This is a genomic window from Catenisphaera adipataccumulans, from assembly GCF_014202755.1.
GTDB lineage: Bacteria > Bacillota_I > Bacilli_A > Erysipelotrichales > Erysipelotrichaceae > Catenisphaera > Catenisphaera adipataccumulans.
On sequence record NZ_JACHHK010000003.1, the window covers coordinates 79,957 to 105,576 of the forward strand.

The 25,620-nt window shown below is 46.6% G+C and carries 26 protein-coding genes; all 26 read right to left on the reverse strand.

Translation table 11 applies throughout. The annotated features are described in order from the left end of the window. Nucleotides 1-18 precede the first annotated feature (18 nt). Nucleotides 19-1,092: a glycosyltransferase 61 family protein gene (locus tag HNQ47_RS04425; RefSeq protein ID WP_183327976.1), complete on the reverse strand. Its 1,074-nt coding sequence runs from the start codon at nt 1,090-1,092 to the stop codon at nt 19-21. Between the two features lie 12 nt (nt 1,093-1,104). Next, complete coding sequence (locus HNQ47_RS04430; RefSeq protein ID WP_183327978.1) at nt 1,105-2,253, reverse strand: hypothetical protein; 1,149 nt, start codon at nt 2,251-2,253, stop codon at nt 1,105-1,107. Beyond that, nucleotides 2,246-3,301: a glycosyltransferase gene (locus HNQ47_RS04435; protein ID WP_183327980.1), complete on the reverse strand. Its 1,056-nt coding sequence runs from the start codon at nt 3,299-3,301 to the stop codon at nt 2,246-2,248. Before HNQ47_RS04435 ends, HNQ47_RS04430 begins: the two co-directional genes overlap by 8 nt. Then, nucleotides 3,298-4,773: a flippase gene (locus HNQ47_RS04440; RefSeq protein WP_183327982.1), complete on the reverse strand. Its 1,476-nt coding sequence runs from the start codon at nt 4,771-4,773 to the stop codon at nt 3,298-3,300. The genes HNQ47_RS04435 and HNQ47_RS04440 overlap by 4 nt, the downstream gene beginning before the upstream one ends. Before the next feature lie 54 nt (nt 4,774-4,827). Then, nucleotides 4,828-5,835 carry a glycosyltransferase family 2 protein gene (locus HNQ47_RS04445; protein ID WP_183327984.1) on the reverse strand — a complete coding sequence of 336 codons (1,008 nt, stop codon included), beginning with the start codon at nt 5,833-5,835 and terminating at the stop codon, nt 4,828-4,830. A 1-nt stretch (nt 5,836) separates the two neighbouring features. Continuing rightward, complete coding sequence (rfbD, locus tag HNQ47_RS04450) at nt 5,837-6,682, reverse strand: dTDP-4-dehydrorhamnose reductase (RefSeq protein ID WP_183327986.1); 846 nt, start codon at nt 6,680-6,682, stop codon at nt 5,837-5,839. After that, nucleotides 6,657-7,847: a glycosyltransferase gene (locus HNQ47_RS04455; protein ID WP_183327988.1), complete on the reverse strand. Its 1,191-nt coding sequence runs from the start codon at nt 7,845-7,847 to the stop codon at nt 6,657-6,659. The genes rfbD and HNQ47_RS04455 overlap by 26 nt, the downstream gene beginning before the upstream one ends. Next, nucleotides 7,844-8,653, reverse strand: coding sequence for a LicD family protein (locus HNQ47_RS04460; RefSeq protein ID WP_183327990.1), 810 nt, complete (start codon nt 8,651-8,653; stop codon nt 7,844-7,846). Before HNQ47_RS04460 ends, HNQ47_RS04455 begins: the two co-directional genes overlap by 4 nt. Nucleotides 8,654-8,657: 4 nt before the next feature. Next, the gene (gene rfbB / locus HNQ47_RS04465) at nt 8,658-9,686 is read right to left on the reverse strand and encodes a dTDP-glucose 4,6-dehydratase (RefSeq protein ID WP_183327992.1); all 1,029 of its coding nucleotides are present in this window, start codon (nt 9,684-9,686) and stop codon (nt 8,658-8,660) included. An 11-nt stretch (nt 9,687-9,697) separates the two neighbouring features. After that, the gene (locus HNQ47_RS04470; protein WP_183327994.1) at nt 9,698-10,078 is read right to left on the reverse strand and encodes a GtrA family protein; all 381 of its coding nucleotides are present in this window, start codon (nt 10,076-10,078) and stop codon (nt 9,698-9,700) included. Beyond that, the gene (locus HNQ47_RS04475) at nt 10,075-12,159 is read right to left on the reverse strand and encodes a DUF7657 domain-containing protein (RefSeq protein ID WP_183327996.1); all 2,085 of its coding nucleotides are present in this window, start codon (nt 12,157-12,159) and stop codon (nt 10,075-10,077) included. Before HNQ47_RS04475 ends, HNQ47_RS04470 begins: the two co-directional genes overlap by 4 nt. After that, nucleotides 12,143-12,718 carry a dTDP-4-dehydrorhamnose 3,5-epimerase gene (gene rfbC / locus HNQ47_RS04480; protein WP_183327998.1) on the reverse strand — a complete coding sequence of 192 codons (576 nt, stop codon included), beginning with the start codon at nt 12,716-12,718 and terminating at the stop codon, nt 12,143-12,145. The genes HNQ47_RS04475 and rfbC overlap by 17 nt, the downstream gene beginning before the upstream one ends. Further along, a complete protein-coding gene (rfbA, locus tag HNQ47_RS04485; RefSeq protein ID WP_183328000.1) occupies nt 12,715-13,608 on the reverse strand; it encodes a glucose-1-phosphate thymidylyltransferase RfbA in 894 nt (297 codons plus the stop codon). Before rfbA ends, rfbC begins: the two co-directional genes overlap by 4 nt. 76 nt (nt 13,609-13,684) lie before the next feature. Then, a complete protein-coding gene (locus tag HNQ47_RS04490; protein ID WP_183328002.1) occupies nt 13,685-14,641 on the reverse strand; it encodes a glycosyltransferase family 2 protein in 957 nt (318 codons plus the stop codon). Between the two features lie 18 nt (nt 14,642-14,659). Continuing rightward, on the reverse strand, nt 14,660-15,448 hold the full coding sequence (locus HNQ47_RS04495; RefSeq protein WP_183328004.1) for a hypothetical protein: 789 nt from the start codon (nt 15,446-15,448) through the stop codon (nt 14,660-14,662). 13 nt (nt 15,449-15,461) lie between these two features. Continuing rightward, the gene (locus tag HNQ47_RS04500) at nt 15,462-16,607 is read right to left on the reverse strand and encodes a MerR family transcriptional regulator (protein ID WP_183328006.1); all 1,146 of its coding nucleotides are present in this window, start codon (nt 16,605-16,607) and stop codon (nt 15,462-15,464) included. After that, nucleotides 16,604-17,524, reverse strand: coding sequence for a glycosyltransferase family 2 protein (locus HNQ47_RS04505; RefSeq protein WP_246346059.1), 921 nt, complete (start codon nt 17,522-17,524; stop codon nt 16,604-16,606). Before HNQ47_RS04505 ends, HNQ47_RS04500 begins: the two co-directional genes overlap by 4 nt. Before the next feature lies 1 nt (nt 17,525). Further along, nucleotides 17,526-19,475, reverse strand: coding sequence for a hypothetical protein (locus HNQ47_RS04510; protein WP_183328008.1), 1,950 nt, complete (start codon nt 19,473-19,475; stop codon nt 17,526-17,528). After that, on the reverse strand, nt 19,468-19,833 hold the full coding sequence (locus HNQ47_RS04515) for a DUF2304 domain-containing protein (RefSeq protein WP_183328010.1): 366 nt from the start codon (nt 19,831-19,833) through the stop codon (nt 19,468-19,470). The genes HNQ47_RS04510 and HNQ47_RS04515 overlap by 8 nt, the downstream gene beginning before the upstream one ends. Nucleotides 19,834-19,835: 2 nt before the next feature. Further along, complete coding sequence (locus HNQ47_RS04520; protein WP_183328012.1) at nt 19,836-20,531, reverse strand: glycosyltransferase family 2 protein; 696 nt, start codon at nt 20,529-20,531, stop codon at nt 19,836-19,838. Nucleotides 20,532-20,607: 76 nt separating this feature from the next. Further along, complete coding sequence (locus HNQ47_RS04525; protein ID WP_183328013.1) at nt 20,608-21,597, reverse strand: glycosyltransferase family 2 protein; 990 nt, start codon at nt 21,595-21,597, stop codon at nt 20,608-20,610. After that, nucleotides 21,569-22,297 (reverse strand): glycosyltransferase, encoded by a 729-nt coding sequence (locus HNQ47_RS04530; protein ID WP_183328015.1) that lies wholly within the window; start codon nt 22,295-22,297, stop codon nt 21,569-21,571. The genes HNQ47_RS04525 and HNQ47_RS04530 overlap by 29 nt, the downstream gene beginning before the upstream one ends. Before the next feature lie 8 nt (nt 22,298-22,305). Then, on the reverse strand, nt 22,306-23,061 hold the full coding sequence (locus tag HNQ47_RS04535) for a glycosyltransferase (RefSeq protein ID WP_183328017.1): 756 nt from the start codon (nt 23,059-23,061) through the stop codon (nt 22,306-22,308). Continuing rightward, complete coding sequence (locus HNQ47_RS04540; protein WP_183328019.1) at nt 23,054-24,175, reverse strand: glycosyltransferase; 1,122 nt, start codon at nt 24,173-24,175, stop codon at nt 23,054-23,056. The genes HNQ47_RS04535 and HNQ47_RS04540 overlap by 8 nt, the downstream gene beginning before the upstream one ends. Before the next feature lie 12 nt (nt 24,176-24,187). Continuing rightward, nucleotides 24,188-25,021, reverse strand: a complete 834-nt coding sequence (locus HNQ47_RS04545; RefSeq protein WP_183328021.1) for an NAD-dependent epimerase/dehydratase family protein — start codon at nt 25,019-25,021, stop codon at nt 24,188-24,190. Further along, the gene (locus tag HNQ47_RS04550) at nt 25,018-25,608 is read right to left on the reverse strand and encodes a sugar transferase (RefSeq protein ID WP_183328023.1); all 591 of its coding nucleotides are present in this window, start codon (nt 25,606-25,608) and stop codon (nt 25,018-25,020) included. Before HNQ47_RS04550 ends, HNQ47_RS04545 begins: the two co-directional genes overlap by 4 nt. Nucleotides 25,609-25,620 lie beyond the last annotated feature (12 nt).

The window sequence follows — 25,620 nt, forward strand, 5'->3', positions numbered from 1 at the left end:
GGTAAAAAATCATCCGATTCATCCTTTTTGTTTCAATGCCCGATAAATCTTGGCGCCGAATGCATACAACCGGTTTTTCAGATAAACAGAACGGTACCATATTCGGTTCGCATCCGAATGCACAGTTTGATCCAGCGTCAAGCCGCGTGCGGCACAATATTGTCGGAAATCATCAGTCATCGTCATCCAGAACGGACCTTCGCCCAAATAACGCGGATGCCCGCTGATCGGTTCATAATAAACATTGACCAAATCCGGCTGGATCCCAGCAACAGCAGCAGCCATTTCTAAATTTTCATGATACAGACTGGATTTATTGAGCACGACCAAATGCAGCGACGGAGAACCAAACATACAGTTCAGCGGAATCGTGCCGTTGACACAGACAATTTCATCGGCATGCCGGAACAAGGAAACCTGATCATAAAACGAAAGCTGTTCAGGATACCGCACGGCATAACCGTTGGTTACGAACTGATGTTCCAGGACATTTTCGCCGCGTTCGGTCTTTTCGATGCCTGGGATCCGTGAACGTGATAAATAGACACGTTTCGGCACATTCAATGTGCGATCGGCTTTTTTTCCGATATACCGAAGCATCTCCAAATATTCCGGTGCAAGGTTCCAGTCTTTATCTTTACCCAGTGAAGGCAAAAAAACATTGCGGAACTGCATCGGCCGGTCAACGATGATCAGACGTTCCGCATCCACTCCGAGCGTCTGCAGCACCTGCAGGTAATTGCCGCTGATTTCTTCATGCCGGGTGATCATGGCCACTTTCATATTTTTTTCATGGACCAGCGGCCACATTCGGCCCAGACAGTCGACCAGGTAATGGCCCCACTGGCGGATGAAAAAACCAAGAAACATCACATCCTGATCCGCATACGTGCGGTCGATCGGTTCCTCGACCGCACGATCGCCGCCGCGCACCATCCAGTCTCCGATATATTTGGATGCCTCGACGAATTGCCCGTTGGATCGAAACACCCCGCCGGTTTGATAGTCTGCATCGCTGCGATGCGGTACGATCAGCCCGCCGGGAATCTGATCGATCTGCACGGTCTGGTTGATTTTTGATTGCAGATTCATATACCCTCGATCCTAGTCAAATTTTCGCTGCTTTTTCGGCAGGGCCAGATAACCAGTCAACATCCAGAACGCATTGAAATACAACGTAAACATTAAATCATCAATTAACCCATGCACCGCAAAGATCGTCAGGATCACCAAGGCATCGATTTTCTTATGCGTGCGCAGTTCATTGGCCAGCCAGGTGGTCAAGGCGCTCAGGACGGTAAAAAACAAGATACCGTATTTCTGCAGATACTGGATATAGAAACAGTCGACATAGTTGTATACTTTGCCGACATTGCTCGGGATACCGTTGTAATCTAATGCATTGCCGTAATATTCGATCTGGTTGTCCAAGAGATGAAAGCCATAGGTATGCAATGAGTCGTGGGCAAACTGCAGACGTCCCTCTAAGATCCCATTCAGCTTGTACATCCAGGCAATCTGCGGATCATAATTCCAGTTGAGCACCAAACTTAATCCCAGGCAGAATAAAAAAGAAAACACCATAACGATCTGTATCTTTTTCGCTTTGGATAAAAAAGAAGGTTTATGCTTGCGCACCGCAAAATAGACAAGCAGCACACATGTAAAGCCAAAGGACAATCGCGATCTTGTCAGCACATATAGTCCATAGGCACCGGCTGCCAGCAGGATCAATTCGATCCAGGTGATTTTTCTGGAACGTATATAGCACCACATCGCGGCACAGTTAAAATAAATGGCAGAAGCCACCAGCGCGCCCGTAAAGCCCAAATAATGCCGAGTGCGATGACTGTCAATCTTAATATAGTCTAGGATCACGCCCATATAGGCAGCCGCCATTGTCGTTGCCATGGACAGTGCCACAGCAGCCAGGCAGACTTTCAGGATCTTATCAAATTTCGTATGCCGGGCACAGAAAGTCAGAAAGCAGGAATACGCCACGGTTGTATCTGTAAAGCGCATCGCCATATACATCATGAACAACGTGATCAGGATCGCGATATAGTCTCGTTTGGTATATTCTTTGACGTACTGCAGTTCCCGGATCGCGATGGCCGCCATGCACAGCACGGATAAAATCGTATAAAAACCGACGATCCGCTCATGCAGGAAAGACCAGCGATAGACTGAAAAATATGTCCAGATCGCAAACGGTATCAAAAACCAGAGATCATTTCTTGTTTCTTTACGCATGTTCTGCCTCTTTTCTTAAGTATTTCACAGCGGTACGCACTGCTGTCTTTGAGAATACACCGGCACGTGCCCGATCACCGACGGCCTGGGCATTCTTACGCATCTGTGCATATTGGTCCGGCGTGATCTTTGCCAATTCACTATGTAGGTCGTTCAGATCATGCAGGACGATTCCGACCCCATTCTTTTTCACAAAATCAGCGATCGCCGCTTCCTGCCAGACGATGGCCGGCATACCGGCCGCCATGTACAGCGACAGCTTATGAGGATTGTTATAGCGTTCATAAGCGCCATAGCGTCCGGCACACGTATCGGTCGTATCACCGTCCCAGATCAGACCGAACCTTGAATGAAAGCAGTCAACGATCTCATCCGGATCTTTCGTGCCTTGGTAATGATGATTATCATGTTCGACATGTTTCTTGTCCCAGCCTTTTCCAAAGACTTCAAAGGTCACTTCTGGATTGCGGTTCATCGCTTTATATAAGAATTTGGATTTTTCATATTCCAGATTGCCCGCAAACCCGATGTCGTACCGCAATGGTTTTTCCTTTGGTTCCTCTGCCAGATAATCAAATAAATTCAAGTCGACGATCGGGCGGGTACAGCCATTTTCAGTCAGCCATTGATGCATGAACCGATTATGAGCAATGATCACAGAAAACGTATTCAGCCGGCTGATTTCTTCTTTGATCGCCTCGCGGTTGTCACCGCCGATCCGCAGGCTGTTCAGATCATGGATATAAACGATCGTACGATGGGCAGACGCAAATTGATAAAGGCGCTTGATCAGCGGCGGCAGAATATATTCCGGATACTGCATGATATAGATGGATCGCGGGTCTTCTTTTTTCAAACGATGCATCGCCCTTTGATAAAACAAGATCCGCGAAATGTATTTCTTCGTGTTGTAGTTGCCAAAAAAATAGATTGGATAGGCCGAAAAGATCCGGTCAATATCACTGCGTGCCTTCGATCCGGCATTAAATTTGGTCAAAGCCGAACGGCTCTGCGTATCGTCCAATACGATGATTTTTTCTTTCATCATGCTTCCTTTCTGCGCATCAGCCACTGATGCACTTGTTTTTGAAATGTTAAGACCAGCGGTTCTTTCAGCAGGAGCAGCACCGCAAGATAGACAACGAAAAATAAAATGCAGGAAATCGCCAGGATCAAGAAACTGTTCCAGCGCAATGAGGAAACCAGTTCCAGATGCCGGCAGAAGACGGAAAGGATTGCTGCGGCTGCATTGGCCGTCAACAGCTTGCCGTAAGGGATCCGTTTCAGCAGTTTGCGGATCATCGGTTTCGTATAATGATATTGTACCCCAAGCACGACCGCTTCGGCTGCTAATGTACCAATGGCAGCGCCGGCAGAGGCCAAATGCGGGATCAACAGCAGATTGATCACAAAATCGACGGCTGCGCCGGCAATTTCGGAATACAGCACATACATTTCATTGCCGGTCGGCACCAGGATCTGCATCCCGATGATATTGGTCAGACCAATAAAAATCAACGTCGGCATCACGATCTGCATCGGCAGGATGGACCCGGTAAATTCTGCACTGGAAATAAAATAAATGCCCTGCGAAGCAAAAAGGACTGTATAAACGGCCAGCGGCACAGCGACCAGCCAGACAAAATGCAGAGCATCCTGCGCGATCGCACGAAACCGTTTCATGTCGCCCTGCCCAATGTAATAAGAAGCCCGCGGCAGCATCACCGTGCCCAATGAAGTTACAAGGCTGACCAGGATGTTCTTGATCTTGACAGCCATCTGATAATAACCAACATCGACATTGGTTTTCATGAAACCAAGCATGACAATATCCAGATTCGTATAGATGGTCGTGGCACAGGACATCGCAAAAAAGATGCCCACATGACGCAGATGTTTACGAAAATGATAATGACCGACCGGTTTTAAGTCGATGAATTTATGCGCATAAAAAAAGTTAGCCAGCGACGAGCCGTAGGAAGCAAAAATCGAAAGACCGCCGTAAATGATATAATCACTTTTCGCATGCACCAGCAGAAGCATGGCAACGACAGAAATCGTTTTACAAACCACGGACCACACCGTGATGAACGTGTATTCTTCCAATCCCTGATACATCCAGTTCATGCCGATGCAGTTGAGCCAGACCATACTGCCGACAACGATAAACAGTGTTTTCTCATCTTTCATCTGCGGAACAGTAAACAGCAGGATGAAGAACACAATGTAGGAAAGGATCATCATCACGATGTTGATGATCAATAACTCCTGCACAGTCTTGGTCAAGGCTTTTTTATCATCACGAGCCAGCGCACAGGCACGAATACCATAGGTCGGGATACCCAGCTGCGCAAACATCGTAAAATAGGTCGCAATGCTCGTGGCAAATGAAACGCTGCCCATCCCGGACGGGGAAAGGATCGGTGAGACATACGGATACGTGATCAACGGAAATATGAACGCCGACATCGTCAGCAGCGTATTCATGAGAAAGTTTTTCTTTACTGATTTTTGTTCCATAATAACTATTCTATTTTTATGCGAATCTGCGCCATTTGTCAAGAAAAGGAGAGATCAATGACCTCTCCTGAATCGATTACGGATAAAGAACACTGTGTACACTGCTTTGGAAAGATGCAGACGGATCAAGAATTCATAACACTTTAGTTTGAACGGCAGTTCATCGTGCTGGATCTCTTTCTCATGAGCGAGAAAATACGGTTGTTTCAAAAACTTCTGCACATGCATCCAGCCTTCGCGATAATGCGGTGCTTTGCTTTCGTTGTTGATCAGACCAAACCACAATCCCAGCAGAAAATGCATCATATCCGCCGGCGGGATCACATAATGATTCCGTCCGGAAATATATTCCAGATCCTGCACATAATGAATCGTGTCAGCGGCAAAGTGCGGATGATAACGGCGCATGGCCGAACCGCTGCGCAGCAGATAATTCATCAGCAGATCCGGGCAGAACCGCACCGTACGGATGCATTCCAGGTACGACACGACAAACAGGCCGTCTTCGCCGATCTCCCTTTCCGGCAGGAACGTCACATCCTGATCCTGCAGGACATCCGTACGAAAGATCTTATTCCACACTTCCGGCGTACATTCTTTCTGCAGCCGATAGTGCAGAAAATCAATGATTCCTTGGTGCGGCCGTAAACGCATGGGTTCCCGATTTGGTGCATAGCTGTATTTCATATTGTGCTTTTCATCCACGGCCCGATAGCCAAAACAGAGCAATTCTGTCGGTTCGCTCAGCTCACTGCGGATTGTCTCAATATAATTCGGTGCAGCGGTGTCGTCCCCGTCGATGAAGGTAATATATTCGCTGTCGGCAAGCGAAATGCCCGCATTGCGTGCAGCACTGACACCGGCATTTTCTTGATACACATATTTGATCTGCGGATTTTTACAGAAAGATTTGATTTCAGCTTTCGAGCCATCCGTGCTGCCGTCATCGATCACCAGTACCTGCACATCCGGCGTCAGTTGATCCGCTAAACTGCCCAGACATTTTTCGATATATGATTCCAGGTTATAGACGGTCACCACAATCGTCAATAACGTTTTCATTTTAGTCGTTCAGCTCTTTTAAATACCGGGCCAGTGCATCATGCCAATCCGGCAGACGCTTAAAACCGTGATCATCCAGTTCGGTCTGGTTCATGCGGCTGTTTTTCGGACGGGTCGCTTTAGTCGGAAATTGTGAACTGTCAACTGGGTTGACTTTGACATCCATTCCGGCCTGGCGGAAGATTTCACAGGCAAAGTCGTACCAGCTGATGAAATCGCCGGAATTGGTCGCATGATATGTGCCGTAGGCATCGGTCTGGATCATATCAACGACCAGACGTGCCAGATCATACGTATAGGTCACCATGCCAATTTGATCATTCACGACATTTAGTTCATCGTGATCTTTGCCTAATCGAAGCATCGTTTTGATGAAGTTGTTGCCATTCTTGCCGAATACCCAGGAAATCCGGATGATGAAATGCTTCGGATACGCTTCCACAGCCAGTTCACCTTCGTATTTGGTCTGGCCGTATACATTCAGCGGATGGCGTTCATCGTATTCTTTCCACGGCCGCGTGCCTTGGCCGTCAAAAACATAATCGGTCGAAAAATACATCACTGGAATGTCCAGTTTCCGGCAGACATCGACAATGTTCTGGGTTCCCTGTGCATTGACTTTCCGGACCACATCGATCATGTCCTCTGCTTTATCCACAGCTGTCCAGGCAGCACAATGCACAACAGCATCATAATGACCGGCCGTGATCACCTGATCGACTTGTTCTGCATCTGTGATATCCATCTCATCGATATCAACACCGACGGCTTCGATGCCGCGCTTTTCGGCTTCGTTGACGACATCATAACCTAATTGTCCTTTATATCCTGTTACAAGTAGTTTCATTCCAGTTTTCCTCCAATTGATAATTTCCTTTTTCCGCATTTTCCAATATATACAGCCAATGCCGGCGGGCCTGCGTTTTGCCGAATTCGGCAGCGTTCTGTTTGGCTGCATAAGACATGGCTCTCATTCGTTCTCGATCATTTAACAATTCTGCTGTCTTCTGAACGAACTGATCCTCGCTTTGACAAATATATCCATCCTGACCATCGTGGATCACTTCATACACACCAGGGCCCCAATCGGTCGAAATAGTCGGAACGCCGAACGCTTTGGCTTCGATGATCGAAAGCGAAAGCCCTTCAAAATCCGAAGTCTGCCAATGCAGTGCATATTGATTGTAGATGGTTTTATCCTTTGTGAAACCTTTCATCGTCACACACGATGTCAAATCATGGCTTCGGATCCATTCACGCATCTTTTCTTCCTTCGGCCCGGTACCATAGATATCCAGCTGAAACGCAACGCCGCGCTTTTTTAGCGCTTCTGCACAGCGCAGCATCCGTTCCGGATTTTTCTGCGTATTTAACCGTCCCATAAATAAGATCCGATGACTGCGGGTTGGTGCATCGATCTGCAGCAAGCTGTCATATTTGGTTTCGTCAAAAAAATTGTACACATAATGCGCATTCATGGTCGGCATGGCTTTCTTCATATCGGCTTTGGTGCGGAAGATGGTCAATGCCGGCTTTTTCATCAACGATGCCTGGATCCTGCCGAGTTTGTTCTTGCCGAAAAAATATTCATAAAAAACGTGAACTTCCAAAATAAATGTTCTCGCTTTTGGTATAAAACGGGCAGCTGCCGGCGATACCGCGATGAGAATATCATCAGAGCGCAGGTGTTTTTTCATCCGGCGGCCGGCGGCCGGTGCCGCAGCTAAATACAGAAAAATCGAATACAATATATTCAGCACCTGCAGAAGATGACCTTGTTTCAATAAAGGTTTGATCTTGGCATAGCGGATATCGGTATGATGCCGAAATAAATTGATGATCGGCGTATCCGGATAACGCTCATTCTGCGAATAACCGCAGTTGAAAACGCTGATGATGCAAAAGTCATAGCGGTCTTGAAGCAGCGGGATCAACGCCTGATAGGTCACTGACAGACCGCCGGCCTCCGGGTGCGGCAATATATCAAATACCAGTACGATTCGTCGTTTCATAGTTGTACCTGTGATAAATCATGTTCACTGCGGCGTTTTTCTTTCGGCGGGTAGGTCATATAGTCGCCGTACATTCTGGTCAGATATGCATCAAATGAACGGAAAATCGGGACCTTCCGGCCATTGAAGGAGACCCATACGACATCATAAAAGTCGTCCTTTGTCATGCGTTCTCTTTCTCCCCATGCGCAGCCATATGGAAACAGCGTATCCGTCGGCATCGCATCCTGCTGCGTCATCAGCTCGGTTAGTTTTTGTTTCAGTTTCGGCACCGACAAAACACCTTTCCCAGCCCGGACCGCCGCATAAGATGCCTTGACAGCTGCCGATGCATCCTCTTTCACATGAAATCCAAGCTTCACCAATAGTAAGTTCCGATAAAACAATACTTTTCGATAATTCTTGCGGAAAGACGGCAGATCATCCGGCACGTAGTCAAGCGGAAAAATATCGATCCAGACGCCATGATGCATCTTGACATCCTGGGAATATGCTTCGGTCATGCGGGTATTATTTTTGCGCAGTTTTCCGAATAAATATCCACAATTCGGTTCGCTTTGAAAGTGCTGAAAAAAATACTTTGGATCCAACTCACTTTTACAAATCTCAACAAACCGCTCATAATCTTTCCGATCCATCCCTACATCGATATCATCGTCCCAGGGAATCATTCCTTTATGACGGACTGCTCCTAAACACGAACCGCCCAACATCGCAAAGTGCAGGTCATGCTTCTGACAAAGCCGTATCACTTCATCCAGCATTTCTAATTCGGTTTCCTGCACCTGCTGTAATGTTGCGTCCACAGGTTTATACACGGCCTTTGTCCGTGTACATCTTTTCGTAATACTGTTGGTATTCACCGCTCAAAATATGCTGCCACCATTCTTTATGATCCAGATGCCACTGAATGGTCTGCTGCATGCCGGTATCGAAATTGTATTTCGGTTTCCATCCCAACTCGGTTTCCAGTTTTTTCGGGTCGATCGCATACCGACGGTCATGGCCCTTTCGATCCGCAACAAAATGAATCAAGCTTTCCGGCTTATCCAGTGTTTTCAAGATCGTCTTTACGACCTGCAGATTGTTGCGTTCGTTGTGTCCGCCGACATTATAAACTTCCCCTTCGCGGCCGTCATGGACGATCAGATCGATCGCTACACAATGATCATAGACGTGCAGCCAGTCACGGACATTGGCACCGTCGCCGTATACCGGCAGCGGTTCATCGGCCAGCGCACGGGAAATCATCAGCGGAATCAATTTTTCCGGAAATTGATACGGTCCGTAATTATTGGAGCAGCGGGAAATGGTCACTGGCAGTCCATAAGTACGGTGGTAAGCCAGAACGAATAAATCTGCACTGGCTTTTGCACTGGAATACGGGCTGGACGTATGCAGCGGCGTCTCTTCGGTAAAGAACAGATCCGGACGATCCAGCGGCAGGTCCCCGTAAACCTCATCTGTCGAGACCTGATGGTAGCGTTTGATACCATATTTTACACAGGCATCCATCAACGTTGTCGTTCCCATGACATTCGTTTTGACGAAAATTTCCGGATCTTCGATACTGCGGTCTACATGGCTTTCGGCCGCAAAATTTATGACCACATCAAATTTTTCTTTTTCAAACAAATCCATGATGAACGGCCGGTCCGCAATATCACCTTTGATAAACTTATAGTTTGGTTTACCTTCGACCGGTTTGCATGTTTCTAAATTGCCGGCATATGTCAGTTTATCCAGGTTGACGATCATGTCCTCCGGATATTTATTGACCATATAATGAATAAAATTGCCGCCGATAAAGCCGGCGCCCCCGGTTACTAAATATTTCATTTTCTTTCCTCCTACTCCAAAAATATTTTACGTGTGATAAAGTTGAAGACCATCGTGACGGCTGTCGCGATCACTCTGGAATACATGTAATAGATGCCGAACGATTCAACACAGTATTTCATCACGAATTCATTGATCCCCAGACCGATCACACTGAACACGATAAATGTCGTGAATGTTTTCTTTTTACTTTTATTGGGATCGACATGAAAGACCCATTTGACACTGGCGTAATAATTGAACACCGTTGCCACGGTAAACGAAATGACGCCGGAAATCAAATAATAGATCCCGAAATATTCGGTGCAGACATATAAGGTGCTCCAGTCGATCACTGTCGCAATGCCGCCGATAATGCCGAACCGAATAATTTGTTGAAATAAATTTTTCATGAATCATACTCCAATTGATAGATCCGATAACCCAGACGGTCATGGTACGTCTCTTTATATTGGTAGCCATACTCCGTCAATTTTTCGGAAATTTCGCTTTTACTGACAAGATAAGTGACGTGCCATTTTTTCAGATCTTGATAATTCAAAGAGACCAGGATCGAATCCGGTGTGAGCGTTTTGACCGAAGTCTTTTTATCTGTCAGCACAACGCTTTGATGCGCATATCGATTGTATGCATCATCGTATTTTCCTTTCGGATCGACCGCTTTCCATTTACCGTAATCCGGATAGAAATTTACCGCATTGAGCACTTTGGAACCGTTCGCCAATAAGATATTTTGCAGGATACCGCCTTCATCATTGACCGTCAGCCAGTAGCCATCTTTTTTCTTATTTAATTTCTCTGCCGCTTCAACAATTTTATATTCCGTCACACCATCCGTACCATGGGCGATCGGGTTGACCGTCATGCCGGAGATCGCTGTGATCATGATCATCAGCGCCGTCACCAGCCGCCTCCGTCTGGTTGTCATCAATAGGAAAGCGAGCACAAAGACCACGGCCCAAGCCAAATACGCTTGATGCGAAACAGCCAGCTGATCATCGTACAGCGATGCTGCATGAAGATAAATGACACCGAAACCGAACGTATACACAAGATTGATCCATAATTTTGTTTTCAGCGGATATTTGATCAGCACCGACATGGTCCATAAGGTGAATAAAGTCGCTGTGTAGCCATAGACCAGCGGCATCCGATTCACGTACGAAAATAAAGTGGCCTTTGCCAGCCATACCGGAAAACCAATGATCATAAAAATAATTTCAATCATCAAAGCCGCCGCCAGCACGATGCCGGCCGGCAGCACGTTTCGGATTTTTTTCTTGCGTATTTTATATGCCAAATACGGAAAATAAGCCAGACAGACCGGTCCAAGATGATTGAACGTACACAATTCACACGGATTGGATATCTTGGTTTTTTCCGTATAAGGGAAAAACATATTGCTTAAGTTAGTAAATAAATCCGACCAATGACAGTTTCCGCCAGTGCTGACCCGGTGTCCCGGATACACCGTTTCCGATAGAGTCCGGATCGCATCCTGAGCCGTCAGCACAAAGCTGCCTAGTACAACGGTTAATCCAGCACCGCCCGCAAGCAGCCAGAGCCAATCTTTTTTCTGCCACTTCCACTCTGAACGATCACGGTATAAACAGACGATCATCATCACCAAAGCCAGAATGCCCAGCGGGATCTGCAAAGACGGAAACAATGCCAATACATATCCGGTCAAGGCACCGACAGCTAATATCGTAAACCCGAATTTCTGCCAAGTTCCCGAAGCGGCAAAAAAGTGGTAGCCGACAACGAAGATCGCCGCGCCCCAAAAAAATGCATCATAGATATGCGGGGAAAACCACCACTGCATGGCCGGTGAAAAAATGATGAAGAAAGCCCCAAACATGGAAAATTCTGACTGCTTGGTCAAGATCACCATCATTTCATACATGACCAGGATCCCCAGGATCAATTTCATGCACCAGTACCAGGAAAGGCCAATTTCATTGCCGAATAAAATATAACCCCAGACAAATGGTTTGCCGATCAATGTCAGCGACCATACCGGCGAATTATATCCTAAGATCATGTCCTGCCCGGATAAGCTCATCTGATAACTGGTTTCCCGATACGCGTTATAGTATTGAGAAAAATAGTAGGGCAGCTGTACGTCATATTCGTCGGAACGGATCGCATGGGAAACGCCGAACAGATTTGAGCTTCCCTTAGATGCGATTAAATAATTCTGAACGACGTTGATCGAGGATCCGTGCAGCCGCAGCAGCACGCATAATACAAAAATCACCAGAGCGATCGGATATCGATAGCGGATCATCCAGTTGAAGATCGAATGAATCTGTTTGTCCCATTTCAGACGCAATGTATTCAGAATCAGCACCAGCGCTCCAAACGGGATCACCAGGACTGAATTCGGCAAGCTGCATGCGATCAGCCAAGTCGTATAGACGATTAGTACGTCGATCAGCAGAATTTGAGATCCGTTAACGGAACGCTTCATAAGTAAAATTGCAGTCGGCGTTTTCCAGTGTCGGACCCGTCGTATCTTTTTCCGATAATACTGGCTCGATACCGTTCAGCAGGCCGCCCCAATCGACATTGATCGTCGGGTCATCATAGCGGATGCCGCGGTCGTGTTCTTTCGAGTAGAAATTATCGACCTTGTATCGGAATTCCACGTTATCGGTCAGTGTCAAAAAACCATGTGCAAAGCCTTGCGGAATAAAGAACTGCTTCTTGTTTTCGGCGCTCAGTTCCACGCTGACCCACTGGGCATATGTCGGGCTTCCTTTACGGATATCAACAGCGACATCGATAACTTTGCCCGCTGCACAGCTGACCAATTTGGATTGAGCCATTGGGGCATTCTGCCAGTGCAAGCCGCGCAGCGTACCTTTTTTGGCGCTGAACGACATATTGTCCTGTACAAAATCCACGGTGATCCCTAATTTTTCATATTTTTGTTTGTTGTAGGTTTCCATAAAAAATCCGCGATGATCGCCGAATACATCCGGCTCTACGATCAATACGCCGGGAATCTTTGTCTCTGTTACTTTCATGCTTCTTCTCCTTGTCTCAAATATTTCCGATCGATGATTTTTTTCAAATAATCACCATATTGATTTTTCTTATAAATCTCATAGGCATCTTTCAGCTGATCCATGGAGATCCAGCCGTTGTTATAGGCGATTTCCTCCAGGCAGGCAATCTTGCGATGCTGGTGTTCTTCTATCGTTTTTACAAAATTTGCCGCATCAAACAGCGACTGATGCGTTCCCGTATCCAGCCACGTAAAACCATCCTGCAGCAGGGTCACGTTCAATTCGTTGTTTTCCAGATAAATTCGGTTTAGATCCGTGATCTCGAGCTCACCGCGCGGACTTGGTTTTAAGTTCTTGGCATATTCAACGACCTTGTTGTCATAGAAATACAGCCCGGTGACCGCATAATTCGATTTTGGATGTGCCGGCTTTTCTTCCAGAGAAACCGCCTTCTGATGCTCGTCAAATTCAACCACACCAAACCGTTCTGGATCTTCGACATAATAGCCGAACACCGTTGCACCGTTTTCCCGTTTTGCTGCTGCCCGCAGCCGTTTGGTCAGGCCGTGACCGTGGAAAATATTATCACCGAGGATCATGGCAACACCATCATTCCCGATAAAATCTTCTCCCAGGATAAATGCCTGCGCCAGTCCGTCCGGAGACGGCTGCACTTTATAAGACAGGTTCAATCCAAACTGAGATCCGTCCCGCAGCAATTCTTCAAAACGCGGCGTATCATCCGGTGTGGAAATAATCAAAATATCCCGGATGCCCGCCGTCATCAAGATGCTCATTGGATAATAGATCATCGGTTTGTCATAAATCGGCAGTAATTGCTTACTGGTTACTTTGGTCAGCGGATACAGCCGGGTACCGCTGCCGCCTGCTAAAATGATACCTTTCATAACAGCCTCCATTCATTTCTACAGTAAACCCTAACGTAACGTAATAGTCAAGAAATTCAAAGAAAAAAGAAGTTTCTCAACTTCTCTTTTTCATCTGATCCATTAACTGTTTATTGAAAGTCACCTGCTGCAGCCGAAACTCAAAATCCTTACGGTTCTTATCCGCCACCGCATTTAAGATCAAACCGGTAAAGAACGATAAGATGCCGGCCAAGATCACAAAGCAGCTGACAATCAATGTCGGAAACTGCGGCACCAATCCAGTCAGCAGATACGTTTTTAACACAGGCTTGAACATCGTAATGCCGATCACGAATAAGATCAGCGCCAGAATATTAAAGAAGAACATCGGCCGGTAGCCGCGCAGCAGCCGAAAGATCGTACCGAGCACTTTTCGTCCGTCGGAAACCGTATCCAGCTTGGATTCACTGCCTTCCGGCCGGTCCCGATAATCCGTGACCACATTGCGCACAGCCATATTGTTGGCGACCGCATGGATCGTCATCTCTGTTTCAATTTCGAATCCCTTGGAAAGGATCGGAAAGGTCTTGACAAAACGATAACTGAAAGCCCGATAACCCGTCATGATATCCTTGATGTCGCTTTCAAATAATTTATTGATCAAACCGCGGACCAACGTATTGCCGAAGTTATGGAACGGACGCTTGTTTTCTTGAAAATATGTGGAAGACAGCCGATCGCCGACGACCATATCTGCCCCTTCTTCCAGCACCAGCCGTGCCATTTCCGGAGCAAATTCCGGCGGATTGGTATCATCCCCGTCCAGCATGATGTAGCAGTCGGCCTGGATTTCCTGAAACATGGTTCGGACCACATTCCCCTTGCCCTGCTGATGCTCATAACACACGATGGCGCCGGCCCGCCGTGCGATCTCATCCGTATGATCGGAAGAATTGTTGTCGTACACATAAATGTCCGCTTCCGGGATCGCCTTCCGGCAGTCTTTTACAACTTTTTCGATAGTGATGCTCTCATTGTAGCATGGGATGATAAACGCAATCTTTTGTTCCATTTTCTTATCCCCTTTTCATTATTGACCCGTTGAGATTTCGCTCGTTCCGGTCGAATAGGATGAATACGTCGACATGTCGTAGCTGCTCGAATAATCTGTTGTTCCGGAACTATCGGTGGTTCCGCCGCTGTAGACTTCCGAACTGTCCGTACCGCTTGAGTAATCATAGCCGTTTGAATAATCATAACCGGATGTACTGGAATCATACGAGCTGTCATAGGTTGAATAGTCCGAACTATCTGTGGTGCTGTCCGTTGTACTATCGGTCGTACTATCCGTCGTACTGTCCGTCGTACTGTCCGTCGTGTCATCGTCGTCTTCATCATCTGTGGACGGATGAACTGTCTGACTGAGAAGCTGGGTCTTTGCACCCGTTGCGGCGCTGGTGTACTGCAGATAATATTCATTGGCTTGTGTGTAACACAACTCTGCCGTTCCTTTGATATCCGTCATCGGAAAATCATCAAAGATCACCTGGACCTGACCGATGGTCAATGTAACCGTGATCGAGTCTGATTCGGAATCTGGCTCATAGTAAAGATTAGCAAACTGCATATTGTCCCAAGTATTGGAACCCAATAAGTTATCTGTCACGGCTCCGGTCGTCGCATCGGTCACAGTAAAAGTCTGAAAAACGGAACCGGAATAATTGCGCAGCCGTATATGCAGCGCAGTATCCGACTTTTCACCCAGGACCAACGTTTTCGTGGATCCAGGCTTTGTGATTTGTACATCTGCCTTGGTCGTACAGGCACTCATCATACCGACTGCCAGCAGACAGATCAAGATCTTGATCACTTTCTTCATATACATCCTTCTTTCAAACTTTTGCTGTAAACAACACAGCTTGTTTCTTCACTTCAATATAACCCTTTTTATCAATGAATGATTGTAAAAATTTTTTAAACTCCGGCAGCTGAGGCGCCAGAATTTCATTCTGATTGCCATGACAGCTCATAATATAATTGATCAGCGGCTGAGCTGCTGTGATTCGCAGTGAATCCGGATAGTCGATCCGCTGCACATCGCTAAAATGCTCCCGAAGCAGTTGTTCCCCGTTTTCGGCACCGAAGGCATCAGCCAGAGGCTGATCGGACAATTTGACCCGCTTATCAAATGCCTGCGCTAATTGTTCAATTTCTTTCATGTGTTCTTTTCCGTACGTCGTGCAGTACAGCACGCCGCCCGGGCGCAGCACACGATGCATTTCTGCCATACATTGATCGAGGTCTTTTATATAAAATAACACATGATTCGCGATCAAGGCATCAAAATAATCATCCTTGAACGGAATGTGCTGACCGTCGATCACAATACAGTTAAAATCTTTTCCTAGTTTCCGCCGTACTTCCTCGACCATTCCCTCCGATAAATCAGACAGGAAAATTTCCCGATGCCGCAGATCCATGGTCCGGTTTTCCCAAAGTTTTCCGTTGCCGCAGCCAATTTCCAACAAGCGCATGATGCGGGAAAAATCAATGTGTTCATACAGCCAAGGGAACCATCCTTTGGGATTGACGGAAAACTGATCGTGCAGCGCAATGCGGATATTCAGCTGATTGGCATCTTTATAGTTCTCGATCCACTTAGACTCCTGGTTGAACAGCTGCACCACAGACACCACTTCCTGCCAGTCGGCTTCATGCGATGCCACTTGTGCCAGCGCATCCCGAAGCGACTGCAGGTGGTTCAATTCCCGGTCGATCAAATCAATCTGCATGCGGAAGGAATCACGAATATCGGTTTCTTCCTCCACCATCGGATAAATTTCTTCCAGTGAAAAGCCCAAATGCCGCAGCGCGACAATTTTCTGCAGTTTAATAAAGTCTTTTTCGCTGTACTGGCGATAGCCGTTTTCTTTGACATAAGACGGCTTCAGCAAGCCGATCTGATCATAATAGCGGATCGTCCGTTCACTGACGTTGGCCATTTTCGCAAAGGATCCCGTTGTATAGTAGCGTTTCATCGGCTGTTCACATCCAACATCACAAAGCGCCAGATCTTCTTCACATACGAACCGGACGTAAACACAAGCTGGAGCCCATGTTTGATCAAACGAAAATATTGTTTTTTTCGTTTATCATTGAGCATCTGGTTAAATAATACATTGGCTTTAGAAAACCGTTTGGCCCGTTTTTCCGATTTACGGCGGTTCACAAAGGCATCACATTGTTCTAGATCGGCCGTTCTTCCCTGCCGGTAGGCAGAAGTAATGTAGGTCATGTTCAAATACTGATCATATAAATTGGAACGCGATTGGCTTGCTTTGGTCATGCGGTACTTGACCAAGATCTCATCGACATTGGAGAGCCGGAATCCGGCCAGCTGTGCCCGCAGCACAAAATCAGAATCTTCGCAGAACGGTACATCACGATAGCCATGCAGCTTCTCAAAGACTTCCCGGCGTCCGAACCAAGTCGGATGTGCCAGACAAGTTCCGTATTTCAGACATTTTTGGATCCGCTGTGCATCGGTCGGTACTTTTTGGATCGAGTAAATTTCATTGCCGTTTTCTTCGATCATCATCATCCGGCTGCCGATCAAATCATAGCCATTGTTTTCCAAGTACGCCTGCTGGTTTTCCAGCCGGTGAGCCAGCGAGATATCATCCGCATCCATGCGTGCAATGTATTCACCGCGCGCAAGTTTTAATCCCTTATTTAAGGAAGCAGTCAGCCCCAGATTCTGTTCATTGATATAGAAGCGGATCCGGCTGTCCTGTTTGGCATAATTTTCCAATATGCGCTGCGTGTGCGTATTTCCCGGATCATCACACAGAATGATAAATTCCAGATCACGGCAGGTCTGCCGCAGGATCGAATCGACGGCTTCCTGCAGAATATTATCTGCTTCACGATATGTCGACATTAAAACTGAAATCATGTCAGACCACCCTCGTGTACACATAGTGTTTGATGCCGGCATTGTTATCTTCAACGATCGCATACAGCCCGAAACCATCACCGGATAAATAATTTGAATACGTTGCGATATCCAGCGAATCGCCCGGTTCTTCTGTGACGACCAGCACATTGATGCCGTTCGCATTTACAGTCTGTGACAGCGGCTGATAGGTATCGTTGTTCGGCTGCGAAAGGAAAACATAAAAGTAACGCTGAGAATCTTTCGTATACGATTGGTACGGACCCATTTTATCTTCGCCAAAACGGCTGATCGCCGAGAGCGCGATCGAGTGCGGCGATACGGCCCGGATCATGACGCCCAAACTATGTTTATACCCGTTGACGTTATTCAGTCCTTCGCTGGATACGACCACATTCTGCGTGCCGGTCTGATCGTGCCACATTTCCAGCACTTCGCCGAGCTTGATGGTTGATTCGGGCATGACATTTGGATTTTCCAAAATGATCTCATAACTATCCAGCAGATTGTTTGAAACACTGGTCGTCACGAAAACGGCAATACACATTCCGTAACCGATCGCGGAAAGAATCCGACGGACAAGAAAAGGATTTTTGACCAAAGTAACAATATCCAAAAGCAGGTAGGAAAAGCTTGCTACGATAAAGGTATAAGTAAATGTCGTAAAAGCACGCGCAGCCACGAAATTGTACATCGAAGCCGATTCGAAAATATTATTGAACACCGGAACGATCATCAGGGCCAGAACGATCAATAAGATACAGTTGAATCGGATGATGTATTTATTGTGATACAAAAAACTGGTAATAAAGAATACGACGCACGGCCAGAATAAAATACTGCGCAGATTATCCAGAAAATATGTATGAACCAACGATTCAAATGATGCATTATTGCCCAAAACGATCGATATCGTCAGCATAGCGATCAATAGAAGCAAGATCCATAAATAATTTCGTTTGTCAAAAGAAAAGAGCCACAAACAAATCAGATACGCCAGACTGACAATGATGATCAGCGGCAAGGCAATACTGGATTTACTGATCAAGACCACCGCGATCGCTCCGACCGTCAGCACATCGCGGACCGTCAGCTGATCCCGGTCCAAAAACGGCAGCACGATCATAAAAATCGACATCGTACGGACAATGGACGAACCATAAAACATCGCGGTATTAAACTGCCATGAATCCTGCAGGATCAACAGGTGATTGTTATAGAGGAACGATTCCGCAAAACCAAACAAAAACAAAATGGCAACCGCAAACTGAAAATAATCCGGGCGCAGTTCGGCCTTCGTATGGCGGAATACAAATTCGCAGAATGCCGTCACGCAGCATCCATATAAATAGTAGTTAAAAAAGGACATGAAGAATCGGCAGAACACCGTCGTTTTGATGTGCAGCAGATAGACATACACAGAATATTCCGTATAAATGGTATTAAAAATATACGCGCCCATGCCTTCGAGCGTCATCTGAAACCCCGTCGAAGGATTGGTAAAAAAGCCTGTTTCCGAATTATATGGAACGGAAGAGACCCAAGAAAGATAATATCCGTCGTCCAGGCTGTTATTCTGCCACAAATAGGTGATCGTCGTCAGCATGACCAGCGTCAGAGCCAACGCCGTAAAACCGATGAACCATTGACTGCGGAAGGGATGCCGGTCGCTGCGCACATAGCCTGTATTGTGCCGGCGGATGTAAGTCGTCAGCGCAAAAATAGCCAAGCCGAGATATACAATAGCCAGATACGCGGCAAACAAGCGCCAAGGCAGATTCATGACCTGAATGATGATGCCGCCGATGCCGACAAAGAAGCTGAACACCATATAGCCGATCAAAAACTGGTAAGAATAGCTTCGATCCTGTTTAACGACGGCACCGCCTAAAAAATACATATACGCAATATAAAATGCCGTGAAAAGGATTCCGATCAAATAATTACTCATGTCCGGAACCTCCTTTTTCCTTTTCGCGCTGTTCATAATCTTTTATGCTCAGCCGCTGGATCAATTCTTTCTGTTTCTCTTTCAGACGGGAAATTTCCACCATCTGCCAGAACACTACAATGTATATGAAAAAGATAAAAACAGAAAATACAAAGTTACTGGTAGAAATAAATCCTAACAGACTGCCCAAGCGGACTGCCAGACCTGGGAATATACTGACGATCATCAGTGCCACGGACCAAAGGATCCAAACGATCGCATCCCCAATATTCAGGCCCTGTTTACGGATTTGGTACATCACGAAAACAAACGTCACGATGCTCGCGAAAATAAAGACAAAATTCAATCGCAGATCCATATTTAATCCACCTTTCTGAACGGCTGCACAAAAAAGATCGAAATCATCATGCGGCCCATATATTTGATGGTATTCGTGATATTCAAATACGATTCACCATATTCCCGTTCATTCATCTGCACTTGGATCTCCTTGATCGTGCGGCCTTTCCGCAGCATGTACACCAACGTATCCGGTTCCGGCGGATTGTTGATGTCGGTCGCATAATCGCGGATGCAGTCGGCATTGTACGCACGAAAACCACTGGTCGGATCATTGATCCGGTGTCCGGTAACCAAATGAATGGCACCGCTGATCAGCCGGCTGCCGACCATACGCTTGGTCCAAGGCTTTTTTTCCGTTACATAGCGGGAACCGATCACAATATCGTTGCCGCCCGCGATCTCTTTGACCAGATCCTTGATGCAGGCGGCCGAATGCTGGCCGTCTCCGTCAAATTGAATGGCAACATCGTAATGATTCTCATACGCATATAAAAAACCGGTCTGTACGGCACCGAAAAGACCCAGGTTGCACAAGTTATTCAAATACGGAAAGCCATGTTCCCGAACAACCTCCAGGGTGCGGTCCGCAGATCCGTCGTTGACCACGATATAATCAGCTTCCGGAGCATTTTCCTGCAGATCCTTGACCGTTTTGACAATGTTCTTCTCTTCGTTGTATGCCGGAATAATGACCAGTGTTTTATACTCTCTCATTTTTATCTCCATTATAAACCGTTATAATTATACCAAAAAGTCCTTTGTTTTCAATATTTCAAGAAAAAAGGCGCATTCAGCGCCGATGAAATTTATTCTCAAATACAAAGATCAAATCCATGATCCGGGCATTTCTGGTCTTTAATTCCGCATAATGCGGATTCCGATTCTGCATCAGAAGTTTGAAGAATTTTCCTTCCTGCAGATACTGTGTATGCTTCTGATAGAAATCTGCTAAATCGTCAAATTCTTTCTGATGTTCATGATAAAAAGCTGGATCGATCTCCTGCAGCGTCTGCAGCGTGGCCGCACCTTCTTCCGACAGCTGGGTCCGGATAGCCATCGTGTTGGTCTCTTTTAAACGTTCCCAATGTGTTCGGTTGACCGCCGGCACTCCCACCGCATTGCTGTTGTGGATCCGATAAGAAAATAACGGCACATTCAGAAAATACATTCCTTCATGACGGGCTGCCGTCAGATTGATCAGCCAGTCATGGTGCAGACGTGTGGTAAAGTGCGTCAGGACCTCATCGCAAAGCGAGCGCCGGATGACCAATGCACAACCTTGAAAATAGTTATGGGTCAAAAACTCTTCCAGATGCACCTGCACCAGGGCACCCGGTTCGACCGGCTTGGTATAAAGATTGTTATTGGAGAATCCCGGCAGCGGTTTGACTTCAATGACCTGATCGTCGGCATCCATATAACGAAAAGAAGAAGCCAGGACCAGAATATCCGGCCGGCTTTCCATGATCTGCATCATCTTTTTCGTTTTATCTCGATCCCAATGATCATCTTGATCACATAAAAAAATGTAATCGCCGCGGCAGGCCGCCATGGCTTTTTTAAAATTCAATTTATATCCCAAATTTTTTTCATTCCGCAGCAGCCGGATCGGCACATCATGCGTTTTTTGATAAGTTTCGATGATTGCCGCGGTCCGATCGTTGGAACGATCATCGCAGATCACCACTTCATCGACCGGCCGTTCCTGGTGAAAGATTGAATCCAGCTGTTCCGTAATATATTGTTCGCCGTTATAGACGGCCATTGCGACTGAAATCATTCTGCTTCACCTTCTTTTTTGCGGCCTTTACGGCCTTATAGATTTGTTTCCGCCAGATCAGCATTTGCTTAACATCCGCATGATGCATCGCGGAAGCGTTCTGGCCATGCCGACGGTATAAAAGCAGCGGCTCCGGCAGAAAAATCGATGTCCCCATCATTTCTCCGACGATGCCGATATACTGATCATGCATCGGCAGTTCTTTGGGAAACGGCAGGATGACATCCAGTAATTCTTTTCGGAATGCCATACAGCATCCAATGTATGAATTTTTCATCATATTTTGATAGATCCCGTGCTTCACATGACGCTCCGCAAAAAACGACGGTGCGATTTCTTTCCTATCCGCATCAATGATCTTCGCATCGTGCATCACGACTGTTACGCCGGGAACAAAAGCCGCTGTCACTTTTTTCACTTTATCGGGCATCCAAAGATCATCCTGATCACAAAGAAAAATGACCGCATTATGACAATGTGACAAAGCATTCGCAAAGTTTGCCGTGACGCCTTTACCTGGGCCCTCAAAGACCTGGATCTGATCTTGAAAGGAATCAAGCACTTCTCTTGTACGATCCGTGCTTGGATCCACAGAGACGATCAGCTCATCCTGCGCGCTCAGCTGCGGCAGGATCGAACGAATCTGAGCTGCCAGATACGCTTCGCCGTTGCAGACCGCCATCGCTACCGATACCGACATCATTCCTCCTAAAGTGCCAGGATCCGCGGATCCTTATACATCATCAATAAATGCGCCCGGCGTTTGCCGACCACATACCGATAAGCCTGTTTATGGTTTCGATAGAAATACGCACTGTCTTTCTTGAAGATCTTGAACCGTTCCATGGCTTTCTGCTTGTCAAAATTATTGGCAGAGAACGTCTGCCGGATGGTGACATCCATTATTTCGATTTGTTTATTGCGATGTTTCATATCCGTTAAGAACTGATGATCGACGTAGTCAAGAAACAGACCTTCATCGAAACGATAGTGACGGAACAGATCCAAATTCAGGACCATGCCGCTGTTGATCGCCGTCAGATTCTGATAAGGGATCGAATCATACGCATCGGCATTCTTCACGATCCCGTCGTCGATAAATGCCGGAGAAATAATGTGCGATCCGTCGCTCACATACGGCAGATAAATATCCTTGCCGGAACGTACCGCATGACGCACACATTGAAAATAATGATCGCTGACCAAGGTATCATCATCCATCAGGATGACATACCCTTCCTTGCCCGCCAGTTTTTTCAAAGCCTCGTTATAGGCTTTGGATAATCCTTGATTGCCGCCCATCGGCACATAGGTATACCCATCGGCATGTACGATCACTTCGTTTTCATGGTCGATGGTGCTGTTGTCACAGACGATGATATCCATATCCGGCTGCAGGCGCATTGCCCGATAGGTCTGGGAATCCGTAATTTTTTTATTGTATACAACGATAATGCTATACATTCAAAACACCTGCCTCATCTAAGCGTTTTTCAAACGCCTCTTGTGTAAAATATTTCATATAGGTCGATGCGATCAGCGCACGCTGACACATCCGTTCATCCACCGAATACGAGCTGACTCGTTCCGCCGCTGTCTTCAGATTGCTGCGGTCAATATTGATCCCGATTTTCTCTGTCTCACACAGCTTTTGCAGATCGCCGCCGATCGTATTGATCATCGGGATCTGTGCACACATGTAGTCCAGCGATTTCATCGATAATCCGACCACGACCGACGGTTTCATGACATTCAGCGCATAGTCACAACGATCAAAGATTTCCTGTTTTTTCTGCTGATCATAAATAAAACCATGATCGACCACACGGATCTTTTTTTCCATCAAGGCATGCACGAAGGTTTCTTTGGATTCACCGCCGCCGATGATATGCAGAGATACGGGTTTATATCTTTGACAGGCATCCAGAAAATCGACGATCATTGAAATATCGATGATGTTATTGATGGAACCTAAGTAAGCGAAGGAAAGCTTTTTTTCTTCCAGCTGCGGCTGCGTATCTGCCGGCAGTTCCGCTCGTGCCCAATATAATGTTGTACATTTCGGATCATTCTCTAAATGCAGTACTTTGCGGAACAAGTCACATTCGGTCAGGATCACATCTGCTGCGTGCAGATGGTCATCCCGAAGACGTTTCCAGTGCCGAAATGGCAGCAGCCATTGGAAACGCTGCATCGGCATCGTCTCCGGCCAGAGATCGATCACATCGAAAATCAGCCGGACATTGGGATGAGCGGACTTATAATCTGCTATTTCTTTTGCCAGAGTATTCGGCGGGATCAGACAGTGGATCCAGTCCGGTGCGATCTTTTCAACTTCTGCCCGCGCTCCCTTGCCAAATTCCTGATGCGAACGGATGCGGTCGGCCGAGAAATTTTTTTGGTAAGCCCGCACATGTACCTGAAAGTCTGCATCATGCCGCGGCTGATACGTTTTGGTGCGGTGGGAAAAATCTGAAGCGAGGACCAATACTTCACTGCCGCGTTTTTGATAATATTCCTTTAATAGGCGCACCCGATCAAAGTAAGTATCAAATGCACAGATGATCACACCTTTCATGAATACGCCTCCTTATTGTTCTGTCCGGCGGATGGATTCCTTAAAATCATACAGCTGATAAGTAAAATCCATCTTCGAAAGTGCCGGGTCGATCGTCAGATTTCCGAATACTTTGCGGACCGTCGTCCCTTTCATCTTACGGATCCATGCATTGAAACAAGTCGGAAACCAGACTGTATGATGATGCAGAGCAGCAATTTCAGCGACAATATCCTTGCTTCCGGCAAACTCTGCATTCTGCGGAAATACGATACCGGATACATTATTCAGAATACACTGTTTCACAAATTCCGACAAATTTTCGATATATAACATGCTTCTTTGATTCGGATAATTCGGGAACACCGGCGTCCGCCGTGCTAATTTTGCCAGCCGCGGATAATTGCCCTTGGAGCCTTTGCCGTAAATCATCGGCGCCCGGATGATAACAACTTTGAAATGTTCGTCCGCCAGCGGCAGCAGCATTTCTTCCGCCCGTTTTTTACTGTCGCCGTAAAAGTTATCCGGCTGCAGCGGTGTTTTTCGATCAATTGTTTCATGCTGACTGCCGTATACAATGACCGAGCTCATAAAAATAAACTGCTTCACACCTTGTTTTTTGGCATGAATGGCTGTTTCAGCCGCCAAATCGGTATTGACTCGATAATACAAATCGCGCTGACTTTCATCTGGTGTCGAATGAGCCAGACCGGCCACATGAAAGATCACATCATAACCGGAAAAATCCATGCGGTCCCATTGTACATTGCGCAGACTGATTTTATCGATCTGAAACGTATCCTGGTTGGCTTGTATAAATGCATTGCCGACATAACTATTGATCCCTGTCACTAATACCCGCTTCATTCATTCTTTCCTTCCTGAATTCCTTCTTCGTTGGCCACGCTGCCGATGGTGCCAAAAAAGATACGGACATCTTCTTTGAATGTGATATGCCGGGCATACTCTCCGTCCAATCGAGCTTTGACAGGAATCGGCAGTTCATCCCGGCCGCTGATCTGCGCTAAACCGGTCAGTCCCGGACGCACGCTCGAAGCCCCGTTCTGATCCCGCAGCGCATTTAAATCGTATTGGTTCAGCAGGCTCGGCCGCGGTCCGACCACTGCCATATCACCGCAGAGAATATTGAACAACTGCGGCAGTTCATCCAGACTGGTCCTGCGTAAAAATTTTCCTATTTTAGTGATGTATTGATCCGGATTTTCCAATAAATGGGTCGGAACATCCTTCGGTGTATCGATGCGCATCGTGCGGAATTTAAAAATCCGGAACGGAACATTGTCCTTGCCGGTCCGCTCCTGCCGAAAGAAGACCGGTCCCGGCGACGTCAGCTTGATCAGCAATGCGATGATCAACAGCAGCGGGCTGAGGATCACAATACCGAGCAAGCTTAATATAAAATCGAGGAATCGTTTGATAAATTTCTGATACATACATTCTCCTGA